This window comes from Rhizobium sp. P1_B8 (assembly GCF_056406515.1).
Window position 1 is genome coordinate 150,316 of sequence record NZ_JBFTZZ010000012.1, and the last position, 13,389, is coordinate 163,704.

8 protein-coding genes are annotated in these 13,389 nt (G+C 62.3%); 6 read left to right on the forward strand and 2 right to left on the reverse strand.

The features are described from left to right. Positions 1-31: 31 nt before the first annotated feature. The 6 genes from AC1D2N_RS16135 to AC1D2N_RS16160 all read left to right on the forward strand — a co-directional run bounded on the left by AC1D2N_RS16135 (position 32) and on the right by AC1D2N_RS16160 (position 8,206). Entirely contained in the window at positions 32-508 is a 477-nt protein-coding gene (locus tag AC1D2N_RS16135) for a MarR family winged helix-turn-helix transcriptional regulator (protein ID WP_197728238.1), read from the forward strand. A gap of 337 nt (positions 509-845) precedes the next feature. After that, positions 846-2,441, forward strand: a complete 1,596-nt coding sequence (locus tag AC1D2N_RS16140; protein WP_130652082.1) for a Do family serine endopeptidase — start codon at positions 846-848, stop codon at positions 2,439-2,441. Between the two features lie 66 nt (positions 2,442-2,507). Then, positions 2,508-3,263, forward strand: a complete 756-nt coding sequence (locus AC1D2N_RS16145) for a response regulator transcription factor (protein ID WP_018241315.1) — start codon at positions 2,508-2,510, stop codon at positions 3,261-3,263. Further along, a complete protein-coding gene (locus AC1D2N_RS16150) occupies positions 3,260-4,669 on the forward strand; it encodes a sensor histidine kinase (protein WP_028733903.1) in 1,410 nt (469 codons plus the stop codon). Before AC1D2N_RS16145 ends, AC1D2N_RS16150 begins: the two co-directional genes overlap by 4 nt. Before the next feature lie 133 nt (positions 4,670-4,802). Beyond that, the gene (locus AC1D2N_RS16155) at positions 4,803-7,760 is read left to right on the forward strand and encodes a bifunctional [glutamine synthetase] adenylyltransferase/[glutamine synthetase]-adenylyl-L-tyrosine phosphorylase (RefSeq protein WP_477981576.1); all 2,958 of its coding nucleotides are present in this window, start codon (positions 4,803-4,805) and stop codon (positions 7,758-7,760) included. Between the two features lie 98 nt (positions 7,761-7,858). Next, positions 7,859-8,206, forward strand: coding sequence for a hypothetical protein (locus AC1D2N_RS16160; RefSeq protein ID WP_018241318.1), 348 nt, complete (start codon positions 7,859-7,861; stop codon positions 8,204-8,206). A gap of 20 nt (positions 8,207-8,226) precedes the next feature. On the opposite strand, the gene AC1D2N_RS16165 is transcribed toward AC1D2N_RS16160, so the two are convergent. Together AC1D2N_RS16165 and pepN are read right to left on the reverse strand one after the other, a co-directional pair. Further along, on the reverse strand, positions 8,227-10,536 hold the full coding sequence (locus AC1D2N_RS16165) for a PAS domain-containing sensor histidine kinase (protein ID WP_018241319.1): 2,310 nt from the start codon (positions 10,534-10,536) through the stop codon (positions 8,227-8,229). A gap of 192 nt (positions 10,537-10,728) precedes the next feature. Next, positions 10,729-13,377 (reverse strand): aminopeptidase N, encoded by a 2,649-nt coding sequence (gene pepN / locus AC1D2N_RS16170; protein ID WP_130652084.1) that lies wholly within the window; start codon positions 13,375-13,377, stop codon positions 10,729-10,731. Positions 13,378-13,389: the final 12 nt, after the last annotated feature.

The window sequence follows — 13,389 nt, forward strand, 5'->3', positions numbered from 1 at the left end:
TTACATCAAAACGTAAAGTGACTTTACATATATGTCAATCCCATTGTCCCCGCATTCAATTCCCGACGCATTGCCCGGTCCGCCGTTCTTCGGCGCGCTGCTGCGCGTTGTCTGGCAGCATGTGCGCGACCGTATGCTGCAAGCCATTCACGAGGCAGGGTTTGTTGACTTCCAGGAGACGCATTTTGCCGTGTTCTCGTTTCCGCTGCCGGATGGCATCAGACCGTCCGAGCTCGCGCGTCAGAAGCGGATGTCGCGACAAGCTGTGAACTATCTGCTCAGCCAGCTTGAAGACCTGGGCTATGTCGAGCGTCGTGCAGCCGACGGCAGCGATCGCCGACTGGTCTATCTGACGCCACGGGGACATGAAGTAGTCGCAGCCATTTTCGGATGTCTTCGGCAGTTGCATGAGCAATGGTCCAAGGAGGTTGGAAAGGAGCGCTTCGATGACTTCGTGGATGTGCTGAAGCAGCTGTCGACCAAAGCACAAGAACCGACAAACCGCTAAAACTCAACTTTGCGACGGTGGTAAGGACTGTCTCAGAATGGTTCGAGAACCGTACCTCTGAAGGTGAGCCGGCCTGAAAACATAAATATTAGCCGACCGAAGTCCACGGGAATTGAAGGCCGCTTCCGCAAAGGAGCGCGTGTAGCGCAGTCTACCTGAGCCGGAGCCGCCGCGGGTGAAGGCCCATATACGTTCGGCCGTTTGCCAAACATTGCAAACATTACCAACTTTTCATTGGCCGGACAGTTCGCAGTAAGGTGCGGCGTCCTATATCTTTACTCATCGACTGATCCGGCATCGCCGGCTCTGAGAACTAAGAACAAGAGAAGGTGCTCCAATGCTCAAGAATTTCAACGGACGTCCGTCCCTCGCCACTGTGCTCAAGGCTTCTACCGTCGCCGGTATCGCAGCCGCTGTGCTCGCAACCGGCGTTCCGCTCGAAATTACCCGGTCTTATGCTGAAGCTGTCAAAGTTCAGGCGCCGGCCGTTCCGAGCTTCGCCAATGTCGTCGACGCCGTTTCACCGGCTGTCGTTTCCGTCCGGGTCGAAAATCGCGTCAATCCCGTCTCCGACAACAACAATGACGGCTTCTCCTTCGATTTCAACGGCCGCGGCTTCGACGACCTTCCCGACGATCATCCGCTGAAGCGGTTCTTCAAGCAGTTCGGTCAGGATCCGAATGATCAGCAGGGCCATCCCAGGCGCTTCGGCCAGAACGGACCGAATGGTAGTCCGAATGGTCCGGGCGGCAAGGGCCGCCTCCGCCCCGTGGCCCAAGGCTCCGGCTTCTTCATCTCCGAGGACGGCTACATCGTCACCAACAATCACGTCGTTTCCGATGGTCAGGCCTTCGTCGCGGTCATGAATGACGGCACCGAACTCGATGCCAAGCTGATCGGCAAGGATCCGCGCACCGATCTCGCCGTGCTGAAGGTTGACGGCAAGGGCAAGAAGTTCACCTACGTCAACTGGGCCGACGACAACAATGTCCGCGTCGGCGACTGGGTCGTTGCCGTCGGCAATCCCTTCGGCCTCGGCGGCACGGTCACAGCCGGCATCGTCTCGGCTCGCGGTCGCGATATCGGCTCCGGTCCTTATGACGATTATCTGCAGGTGGATGCCGCCGTGAACCGCGGCAACTCCGGCGGTCCGACCTTCAACCTCAGCGGTGAGGTCGTCGGCATCAACACTGCGATCTTCTCGCCGTCGGGCGGCAGCGTCGGCATCGCCTTCGCCATTCCCGCCTCGACCGCCAAGGATGTCGTCGCCGATCTGATGAAGGACGGCCAGGTCTCGCGCGGCTGGCTGGGTGTCCAGATCCAGCCGGTGACCAAGGACATCGCCGAATCCATCGGCCTTTCCGAGCCGAGCGGCGCCCTCGTCGTCGCCCCGCAGGCCGGTTCACCGGGTGACAAGGCCGGCATGAAGGCTGGCGACGTCGTCACCGCGCTGAATGGTGAGACGATCAAGGATGCCCGTGATCTCAGCCGCCGCATCGGCGCGATGCAGCCGGGCAGCAAGGTCGAGCTTTCGGTCTGGCGCGCCGGCAAGGCCCAGCCTCTCACCGTCGAACTCGGCACGCTGCCGGTCGACCAGAAGGATGCGTCCGCCGACGACAACAGCCAGCCGCAGCAGCCTGAGGCACCAGCTTCCGAGAAGGCGCTTGCCGATCTCGGCCTGACGGTCGGTCCTTCCGATGACGGCAAGGGCCTGGCGATCACCGCCATTGACCCGGACTCCGACGCCGCCGACAAGGGCATCAAGGAAGGCGAAAAGATCACTTCGGTCAACAACCAGGAGGTCTCCAGCCCCGACGAGGTCGTCAAGGTGTTGAACCAGGCCAAGAAGGACGGTCGCACCCGCGCGCTCTTCCAGATCCAGTCCAACGAAGGAAGCCGTTTCGTCGCGCTTCCGATCAACGGCCAGGGCTGATCCTCAAGACAACGGGAGCCGTGCGGATGAAAGTCCGCGCGGCTCGATTCTTCTGACCTTTGAAGGATGATCGCCATGAGCGCCGCCCCGCAGGAAGATGCTTTGAGCCTTGCCGAAACGCAGCCGGTGGGTAATGTCGGCCGCATGAAGATTCTCATCATCGAAGATGATCTCGAAGCCGCGGTCTACCTCACGAAAGCCTTTCGCGAGGCGGGCATCGTCGCCGATCACGCCAGCGACGGCGAGAGCGGTCTGTTCATGGGGTCGGAAAATACCTATGACGTCATCGTCATCGACCGCATGCTGCCGCGCCGCGACGGGCTCTCCGTCATCAGTGAGTTGCGCCGCAAGGCCATCCATACGCCGGTCCTCATCCTCTCCGCGCTGGGCCAGGTTGATGACCGCGTGACCGGCCTTCGTGCCGGCGGTGACGATTATCTGCCGAAGCCTTATGCCTTCAGCGAGTTGCTGGCGCGCGTCGAGGTGCTCGGCCGTCGCAAGGGCACGCCGGATCAGGACGTCGTCTATCGCGTCGGCGATCTCGAACTCGATCGGCTCTCCCACGAGGTGCGCCGCAGCGGCAAGGAGATCCCGCTGCAGCCGCGCGAATTCCGCCTGCTCGAATATCTGATGAAGAATGCCGGCCAGGTGGTGACCCGCACCATGCTGCTCGAAAACGTCTGGGACTACCACTTCGACCCGCAGACCAACGTCATCGACGTCCATGTCTCGCGCTTGCGCTCGAAGATCGAGAAGGACTACAGCCAGCCGCTGCTGAAGACCATTCGCGGCGCGGGGTACATGATCAAGGATGAGGGATGAGCCGTTTCAAGGTTCTCTTCAAGTCCACCGCAGTCCGCCTTTCGGCACTCTACATCCTGCTTTTCGCCATCTGCGCCGCGACGCTCGTCTTCTATGTGACGGCGATGTCGGAGCGGCTGCTGACGGGCCAGATCCGCGACGCCGTCAGGCAGGAGGTGGAGCAGGTGCAGCGCGCCTTTGACACCGGCGGCATGAACCTCCTGCTGCGCACGATGGAGCGGCGTGCCCGCCAGCCGGGCGCCAATCTCTACATCATCGCCGGTCCCTCGGGCGATATTCTCGCCGGCAACGTCGCCTCGGTGCAGCCGGGTGTCTTCGAGGAGATCGGCTGGACCTCCGCGCCCTTCATCTATCAGCGTTATACCGACAGTGGCGTCGAGCGCCGACATAGGGCGATCGCCAATATCTTCGTGCTCGACAACGGCCTGAGAATATTGATCGGCCGCGACCTCGGCGACCCCGAGCGATTCCGCCTGCTGGTGCGCCAGGCGCTGATGGTAGCCTTGGCGATCATGGGGCTTGGCGCCATCATCATCTGGTTCGCCATCGGCCGCAACGCGCTGAAACGCATCGACCGCATGTCGGATGCCAGCAAGAAGATCATGGCCGGCGATCTGTCGCAGCGCCTGCCGGTGGGCGGATCGGGCGATGAATTCGACCGGTTGTCGATGTCTTTGAATACCATGCTGGAGCGCATCGAGAAGCTGAACGAGGGCCTGCGGCAAGTCTCCGACAACATCGCCCACGATCTCAAGACGCCGCTGACGCGGCTGCGCAACAAGGCGGCCGATGCGCTCGATATCGCCGATGGCGAGACGCGGCGCACCGCGCTCGAAGGCATCATCTCCGAATCGGACCAACTGATCCGCACCTTCAACGCGTTGTTGATGATCTCCCGCGTCGAGGCAGGATCGGTCGCGGCCGAGATGTCGCCGGTGGAGCTTTCGACCATCGTCTCCGATAGCGCCGAGCTTTACGAACCGGCGGCGGAGGAGGCCGGGCTCGGCCTCAGCTTCAGCATCGAGCCTGATGTCGAGGTGCAGGGCAATCGCGAGCTGATCGGCCAGGCAATCTTCAACCTGCTCGACAATGCCATCAAATATTCCTCTAACACGGAAGGAGCGGGCAAGGTGTCACTGAAGCTTGCCCGCCGCCCGGATGGCATCTGCCTTTCGGTCGCCGACCATGGGCCGGGCGTTCCGGCCGACAGGCGCGACGACGTGGTGAAGCGCTTCGTCCGCCTCGATGAAAGCCGGTCGAAGCCCGGGACAGGGCTCGGGCTTTCGCTGGTGGAGGCGGTGATGGAGCTGCACAACGGCCGGTTGGAACTCTCCGATACCGATCCTGACAAGCCCGAACAGCGCGGATTGACCGTCAGCATGATCTTCCCGGCCAAGGCTGCCTGATGACTCGATGCCGATGATCGGCTGAATCGCGTATTGGCGGTTTTCCGCCAAGACCCTAGTTTAATGCCGGTCAGGGAGGCGTTCCCGCGATTCTGCGTGGTCGTTTCCCTAGGCGCTAAAGCAGGGAGAGTGCATGCTGACGAAATCGACGCATGGTCTGAAGGATGTCGCCGAAGGGCTGCTGCGTCCGCTGAACCAGACGGAGTTGAAGCTGGCACTGGCCGACCTTCAGGAGGCCGGCAAGAGCGAGCCGTTAGTGGCTGCGATGCTGAAGACGGAGAGCCCGCTTCGCGATTTCATCGCGGCCGTTCTGACGCTGTCGCCTTATCTACGCGAAATCGTCAATCTCGATCCCGCCATCCTCGCTGGCGCCATCACTGAACCGCTAGAGCCGCAGATCGAGGCGCTGGTCGCCGAGGCGCGGCGCTGCTGGCAAAGGGACGGCGAGGGGGCGGCGCGTTCGGAATCCGTGGTGATGAGCAGGCTGCGCATCATCAAGCGCAAGGTGGCCTTCCTCGTCGCACTCGCAGATCTCGCACGCATCTTCGACGGCCGGGCGACGACGGCCTGGCTGAGCGAGCTTGCCGAAGCTTCGGTTGCCGCCGCGATCGACCATCTGCTGTTGGCGGCGCATGAGGGTGGAAAGCTGCGGCTGCGGGATCTGGCAGCACCGAGCGACGGCTCCGGGCTGATCGTGCTCGGCATGGGCAAACTCGGCGCATCGGAACTCAACTATTCCTCCGATATCGACCTCGTCGTCGTCTTTGACGAACAGGCGGGCATCGTGCCTGACCCGGATGACGCGATCGAGGTTTTCCCGAGGATGATGCGCCGGTTGGTGCGCATCCTGCAGGAGCGGACAGCCGACGGCTACGTCTTCCGCACCGATCTCAGATTGCGCCCCGATCCCGGTTCGACGCCGCTGGCGATCCCGGTCGATGCGGCGATGATCTATTACGAGGGCAGGGGGCAGAACTGGGAGCGGGCGGCCTTCATCAAGGCGCGCGCCGTTGCCGGCGACCTTGCTGCGGGCGGCGATTTCCTGCGCGGGCTCGCCCCTTTCGTCTTCCGCAAATATCTCGATTACGCGGCGATTGCCGATATCCATTCGATCAAGCGGCAGATCCACGCGCATAAGGGCCATGGTGCGATCGCGGTCAAGGGCCATAACGTCAAGCTCGGCCGCGGCGGCATTCGGGAGATCGAATTCTTCGTCCAGACCCAGCAACTGATCGCCGGCGGTCGCATGCCGGCATTGCGCGGTCGGGCGACGGAGGAGACGCTCGGTGAACTCACCAAGGCGAAATGGATTGACGCGGAAACCCGTGACGAACTGACGGAGGCCTACTGGTTCCTGCGCGATGTCGAGCATCGCATCCAGATGGTGCGCGACGAGCAGACCCACCTGCTGCCGGAAACCGATGCCGACATGAAGCGCATCGCCTTCATGATGGGCTTCTCCGACACGCCGAGCTTCTCCGAACGGCTGGTCGGCGTGCTGAAGACAGTCGAGCGGCGTTATGCCCACCTCTTCGAACAGGAGAGCAGGCTTTCCACCGATACCGGAAACCTCGTCTTCACCGGCCAGGGTGACGATCCGGACACGTTGGAGACCTTGAAGAAACTCGGCTTCAACAGGCCGTCCGACATTTCCCGCATCATCCGCACCTGGCACTATGGCCGCTACCGCGCCACGCAATCGGTCGAGGCGCGTGAAAGGCTGACGGAGCTGGCGCCGGAGCTCCTGCGGGTCTTCGGCGAAAGCAAGCGTGCCGACGAGGCGCTGCTGCGCTTCGACAGCTTCATCTCCGGCCTTCCCTCCGGCATCCAGCTCTTCTCGCTGCTCGGCAGCAACCCGGCGCTGCTGTCGCTGATCGTCAATATCATGTCCTCAGCACCCCGGCTTGCCGAGGTGATCGCCGCCAAGCCGCACGTCTTCGATGGCATGCTCGATCCCGGGCTGATGGCAGAGCTGCCGACCCGTGATTATCTCGGCGAACGGCTGAAGGGCTCGCTTGCCCAGGCCCGCCATTATGAAGAGGTGCTCGACCGGCTGCGGATCTTCGCCGCCGAGCAGCGCTTCCTGATCGGCATCCGCCTGCTCACCGGCGCGATCAACGGCCAGATGGCGGCGCGCGCCTTCACCCATCTCGCCGACCTCATCATCGCAGCGGCACTCGATGCCGTGATCGGCGAGATGCAGGCCGCGCACGGCGACTATCCCGGCGGGCGCATCGCGGTCGCCGGCATGGGCAAGCTCGGCAGCTTCGAGCTGACGGCCGGTTCCGACATCGATCTGATCCTGCTCTATGACTATGATGACACGGCCTCCGAATCCGATGGGCCGAAGCCGCTCGACGCGACCCGTTACTTCACCCGCATCACCCAGAGGCTGATGGCCGCCTTGTCGGCGCCGACCGCCGAAGGTGTGCTCTATGAGGTCGACATGCGGCTGCGCCCATCCGGCAACAAGGGGCCGGTCGCCACCCGTATCAATGCCTTCGGCAAGTATCAGCGCGAAGAGGCATGGACCTGGGAGCATATGGCGCTCAGCCGCGCCCGGCTGATCTGCGGCAATGAGAGCCTGATCGCCGAAGCGGAACTGATCGTCCGGGAGGTGCTGTCGGCCGATCGTGACATTGCCAAGGTGGCGCATGACGTTGCCGAGATGCGCGAACTGATCGACAAGGAAAAGCCGCCGGGCGGTCCATGGGACCTGAAGCAGATCCCCGGCGGCGTCATCGATCTGGAATTTATCGCCCAGTACCTGGCGCTGATCGCTCCGTCCAAAGGTGTCGGCACGCCCGTGAACGGGCTTAGCACTGGCGAGGCCTTGAAGGCCCTTGGCGACCGGCTGATGGCGCCGGCAGATCTCGATACCTGCCTTGAGGCCTTTGCGCTCTATACCGGTCTTTCGCAGTTGATCCGCCTCTGCATTGACGGCCTATTCGATCCCAAGGACGCGCCATCAGGCCTCGTTGAACTCGTCTACCGCGCCGGCGATTGCCCTGATATCAAGACGCTGGAGGGGGAGGTGAAGCGGCTGGCAAAAGCGGTCAGGAAGATATTCCTGAGCATCGTGAAGGCCTGACGGATGTCGCCGCGGAAATATGCAGTGATTGTCCGCGCCGCAATCGCCTGACTGACCGACTTCTCCTATGTTGCCGTTTCAATCGCGGGGAATGGAAAATGAAAACCTTCAATTTAGCACTGGCGCCTGAAAGACTCTGGCAGGCCATCAATCCGTGGACATTTTATCAGCAGGGATCACAGATCGGCTTCGTCAACATTGATCTTGGATCGACGCCGGCGCCCGAAACAGAACAAACGATTCTGGACGAGGTGGGGAGCTATGGTCGGCAGATCGGCCGCATTGGCGATGCGCTTGAGGTGCTGCTGAAACATGTTCCCTTGGAGAACCTTTCACAAGAGGAACAAGACGCCTTGGTCGTACTCAAAGGCCAGCTTGCCGAGATTCGGCAGATAAAGGAAAGGCAGGGGCGAAAGCAGTCCCAGGATCGCTCGGAAAATCGATGAACGATTTGAAAAGCCAATTGCTAGACGTCGTCCGGAATCCGCAGCGAGATCACCGTACCCACGGCCTCGCGTGAGCGGATCTTCATGCGACCGCCATGCAGTGAGGTCAGCGAGCGGGAAATGGCGAGGCCGAGGCCGGAGCCGCCTTTGCTCTTGGCATACTGGTTCTGCACCTGTTCGAAGGGCTGGCCGATCTTCGCAAGCGCCGAGCGTGGAATGCCGATGCCGGTATCGGCGATGGTGACGACGACGAAGCCGTCGACGCGGCGCGTACGCACCGCGATGCGGCCGCCGCTGTTGGTGAACTTCACCGCATTGGAGAGCAGGTTGAGCAGCACCTGTTTCATCGCCCGGCGGTCGGCCGTCAGCGTCAAGCCGGAGCAGATGCGCTGTTCGATGACGATGTTCTTTTCAGCCGCCGGAATGGCCGTGAAACGTAGGCTTTCCTCGATCAGAGGCACAAGATCGATGCGCTCGCAATGCAGTCTGACGTGGCCGGCCTCGATCTTCGACATGTCGAGAATGTCGTTGATGACGTTGAGGAGATGTTTGCCGCTGTCATGGATATCGCGGGCATATTCGTCATATTTCAGCGAGCCGAGCGGCCCGAACATCTGGTTCTGCAGGATTTCCGAGAAGCCGAGGATGGCGTTGAGCGGCGTGCGCAGTTCATGCGACATGTTGGCGAGGAATTCCGATTTCGCCTTGTTGGCGGCTTCGGCGCGTTCCTTCTCGGCCTGATAGTTGGCGTTGGCCGTCGAGAGCTCGGCTTTCTGGCTCTCCAGCGTCTGGCGCGAAGCGGAAAGATCGCCGATCGTTGCCATCAGCCGGCGTTCGGATTCGCGCAGCCGTTCCTGATGGCGTTTCATCAGCGTGATGTCGGTTCCGACCGAGACCCTGCCACCGTCGCGGGTGCGCCGCTCGTTGATCTGCAGCCAGCGCTCGTCGGCAAGCTGTACTTCCGTCGTCCGCGAATAGCCGGAGCCGTCGGCATCGGAAATCCGCCGCTCGATGACCGGACGGGCGGCGGCGGCATTGACGGTCGAGCGCTCGGTGCCGGGCACAAGCACGCTGTCCGGCAGGCCATAGGCCTGCTGGAAATGCGTGTTGCACATGACGAGGCGATCGTTCTTATCCCAGAGCACGAAGGCTTCCGAGGTGCATTCGATGGCGTCGGCCAGGCGCTGGTCGGCTTCTGCGTAGCGCTGGGCGAGCCGATGCTGTTCGGTTACGTCCATGGCGATGCCGATCAGGTGCATGCGGCCGGAATTGCTGCGGATCACCTGGGCGCGGGCCCGCATCCAGACATAGTGGCCGCCGGCATGGCGCATGCGGAAGATCTGATCGACCTGGCCGGAAGCGCCCTTGCCGATGGCGCGCGCGATCTCGTAGAGCCCGCCGTCATCGGGATGCATCAGCCGGGCGGCTTCGCCGAAGCCCATCGTCTTGTCGGAGCCCGGCAGGCCGAGCATGTCGTACATCGAGCGCGACCAGAAGAATTCGCGGTTCTCGAAATCGAAATCCCAGAGCCCACAGCGGCCGCGCGACAGCGCCGTCTCGACGCGCAGGTTCGATTCCAGGAAGATGTCGTCGGCATCGCGGGCGCGCTTCACCTGCGTGTAATAGGCATAGAGGATGACGAGCAGGATCGAGGAGATGCCGGCAAACAGCGTGACGTTGAGCGCCAGCTCCTCGCGCCAGAGCCGGCCGATCTCGTCGAGCGAGGTGGCGGCGACGACATAACCGCCGGCATTGCCCACCAGCGTGATCTCGGCATAATGCGGCACGCCGCCGATCGTCGTTTCGATGACGCCGGCGCGATCGCCGAAGCGCCGGATCGCCGAGACTTCGGGGAAGAAATCACCGACATTGCTGCCCACATGCGAAAGCCCGGCGGTGGTCGCGGCAAAAACCTTGCCGCTTGCCTGCACGAGCAGCACGAAGGCGCCGCTGTCGAGCCGGTCCTGCGGCAGGAATTTGGCGAGGCGGGCCTGCGCCTCGGTCATATCGCCGTTGTCGAAAATGTCGGCCGCATCGGCAAACACGGCAGAGGCGGTCGCCGCCGAAAGGGCGGTGGCATGGCGCGCCGAGGCCTCCAGGCGCCCGTACTCGCTCATCATGCCGAAGAAATGCGAGGCGGCGACGACGAAGAGGAAGGCGACGATCAGCGCCGGAATGGCTCGCTTCAAGACCAGCTCGGCCTTCGGCAGATAACGGAGAAGTGGTTCCGATGTCGCATGACCGGAAAGGCTGTCGCGCCAGGCTTTCAGCCCGTCAAAATCGACACGCAGCCGTCCTTCGGCCACGGTTGCCCGCCGCACGTCCATCATCTCTTCGCCTTGTCCCTCGTGTGATTCGCGCGCCGCTCGCTCGAACCTGACCTAGAGAATCATGGGTGATTCGCCTTGTCCAGAGGCAAAGGTAAAAATCCGTTAACTATTTATAATTTCGGGTTTTTCCAGGTGATTCGACGTGCTGGGCGACCGGCCGCCGAATTTTTCGGGACGGCCGGTCGAAGCAAATCACCCTTTAAGCGTGCGCTCGACGATATCGCGCACGTCGGTCGAAAGAGCGGCGGCCCGCTCGATCTCGATGAGGGCCGAGCGGGCGTGATCGGCACGCGTCGGTTCCAGCGAGCGCCAGGAGCGCATCGAGGTGAGGATGCGGGCGGCAAGCTGCGGGTTGCGCTGGTCGATATCGAGAATCTGCTCGGCGAGGAAACGATAGCCTTCGCCGTCGGCGCGGCCGAATCCGGTCGGATTGGCAAAGGCGAAGGTGCCGACCAGTGCCCGCATCCGGTTGGGATTGGTCCGCTTGAAGAGCGGATCGTCCATCAGGCCGCGCACCCGGCCCAGGGTCTTTGCACCCGGAATGCCGGCCTGGATCGCTAACCATTTGTCGATGACGAGCGCATTTTCCGCGAAGCGGTCACGGAAGGTGGCGAGCGCCTCGCGCGTCTCGGCGCTATCGGGGAAACGATGGGCGAGGATCGTCAGCGCGTGGCTGAGATCGGTCATGTTGTTGGCCGCATCGAAGGCGGACTTGGTGCGCGCCGGCGTCTGTTCGGCATGTGAGAGATAGGTGAGGGCGGTATTGCGCAGCGCGCGCAGGCCGGCGCTCTTCGCATCCGGGCTGAAATCGCCTGATGTCGTCATCGCCGCGTAGAGGCCGGTAAAGACGTCCTTTCCAGTATCGGCGATCTGCTTCAGGATCGCCTGCCGGCCGGCATGGATGGCATCGGGATCGTTGTTGCCGCCGAGTTCGCGGGCGATATCGGATTCGCTCGGCAGAGCCAGTGCCTGGGCACGGAAGGCAGGCTCGAGGCTCTCGTCGGCGGCGGCCGCGATCAGCGTCTCGACGAAGGTCGCCTCGCTGACAACAGGCTTGCCCTCGCGGGCGTCACGAGCCGCTTTCAGGAGGTTCGGCAGCGCCAGATCGGTCAGCGCTTGCCAGCGGGCGAAATGATCGGTCTCATGGCGCGCGAGGCGGGCGAGATCGGCTGGGCTCTGATCGAAATGCAGGTTGATCGGCGCCGAGAAGCTGCGGTTGATCGAAACGACCGGCCGCGTGCCAATGCCATGGAACACGGCCGTCTGTGTGCGGCCAGTGAGATGCAGCACCTCGCCGGTATATTCCGCGCCGTCGACCGAAGTCGGTTCGATCTTGCCGCCGTTTTCGCCAAACAGCGCGAGGCTGAGCGGAATATGCATCGGCTCCTTGCTCGGCTGGCCGGGCGTTGCCGGGATCATCTGTTCGAGCGACAGGGTGAAGCTGCTGGCTGCCGCATCATAGCTGCCCGATGCGGTGACGAGCGGTGTGCCGGCCTGATGGTACCAGAGCGAGAATTGGCTGAGGTCGCGCCCGCTTGCATCTTCGAAGCATTTGACGAAATCCTCGATCGTCACGGCCTGGCCGTCGTGGCGGTCGAAATAGAGGTCCATGCCTTTCTTGAAGCCGTCCTTGCCGAGCAGCGTCGCGATCATGCGCGTAACTTCGCTGCCCTTTTCGTAGACGGTCGTCGTGTAGAAATTATTGATCTCGCGATATTTCGTCGGCCGCACCGGGTGAGCGAGCGGGCCGCCATCTTCGGGGAACTGCTCCGATTTCAGGTGGCGCACTTCGGCGATGCGCTTGACGGCGCGCGAGCGCTGGTCGGACGAGAATTCGTGGTCGCGATAGACCGTCAGACCTTCCTTGAGGCACAGCTGGAACCAGTCGCGGCAGGTGATGCGGTTGCCGGTCCAGTTGTGGAAATATTCATGCGCGATGATCGCCTCGATATTGGCATAGTCGGCATCGGTCGCGATCTCGGGATCGGCAAGGACGTATTTGTCGTTGAAGACGTTGAGGCCCTTGTTCTCCATCGCGCCCATGTTGAAGTCGGAGACGGCGACGATCATGAAGATATCGAGGTCGTATTCGCGACCGAACCTCTGTTCGTCCCACTTCATCGAGCGTTTCAGCGCGTCCATGGCATAGGCTGCGCGCGGCTCTTTGCCGTGCTCGACATAGATCTTCAGCACCACCTCGCGGCCGGACATCGTCGTGAACGTGTCTTCGACGACGCCGAGATCGCCGGCGACGAGCGCGAAGAGATAGCTCGGCTTCGGATGCGGATCGAACCAGGCGGCGAAATGTTTGCCGGGGCCGTAGCCGGCGCCGCCGAGGAAGTTGCCGTTCGACAAAAGCAGCGGGTTGGCGTCCTTGTCGGCGATGATGTTGACCGTGAACGGCGCAAGCACGTCAGGCCGATCGGGGAAATAGGTGATGCGACGGAACCCCTCCGCCTCGCACTGCGTGCAGTAGATGCCGCCGGTGCGGTAAAGGCCCATCAGCTTGGTATTGGCCTCAGGATTGATGATGGTGGTGATCGTCAGTTCGAAGGGCGCGCTCTCCGGCAGGTCGCGCACCGTCAGGCCTTCCGGTGTTGCGTCGTAACGCGAAGGGTCCAGCTCCACCTGGTCGAACAGCAGCCCCGACAACGTCAGTTCGTCGCCGTCGAGAACGATCGGCGCTGTCGGATCGGCGCCCGGGCGACGATGGAAGATCAGACGCGCCTCGACCTTTGTCTCCGTTGGGTCGAGTTCGAAAGTGAGGTCCACGCGTTCCAGCACGAAGTCGGTGGGACGGTAATCTGCCAGATGAATGACCTGGCCGGTATCTGTTCGCATGGTGTTTCCTGA

Bases quoted from the DNA above. Each gene is read 5' to 3' on its own strand.
- AC1D2N_RS16140 (WP_130652082.1), top strand. From the start codon at position 846: ATGCTCAAGAATTTCAACGGACGTCCGTCCCTCGCCACTGTGCTCAAG.
- AC1D2N_RS16165 (WP_018241319.1), bottom strand. From the start codon at position 10,536: ATGATGGACGTGCGGCGGGCAACCGTGGCCGAAGGACGGCTGCGTGTC.
- AC1D2N_RS16160 (WP_018241318.1), top strand. From the start codon at position 7,859: ATGAAAACCTTCAATTTAGCACTGGCGCCTGAAAGACTCTGGCAGGCC.
- AC1D2N_RS16155 (WP_477981576.1), top strand. From the start codon at position 4,803: ATGCTGACGAAATCGACGCATGGTCTGAAGGATGTCGCCGAAGGGCTG.
- AC1D2N_RS16145 (WP_018241315.1), top strand. From the start codon at position 2,508: ATGATCGCCATGAGCGCCGCCCCGCAGGAAGATGCTTTGAGCCTTGCC.
- pepN (WP_130652084.1), bottom strand. From the start codon at position 13,377: ATGCGAACAGATACCGGCCAGGTCATTCATCTGGCAGATTACCGTCCC.
- AC1D2N_RS16150 (WP_028733903.1), top strand. From the start codon at position 3,260: ATGAGCCGTTTCAAGGTTCTCTTCAAGTCCACCGCAGTCCGCCTTTCG.
- AC1D2N_RS16135 (WP_197728238.1), top strand. From the start codon at position 32: ATGTCAATCCCATTGTCCCCGCATTCAATTCCCGACGCATTGCCCGGT.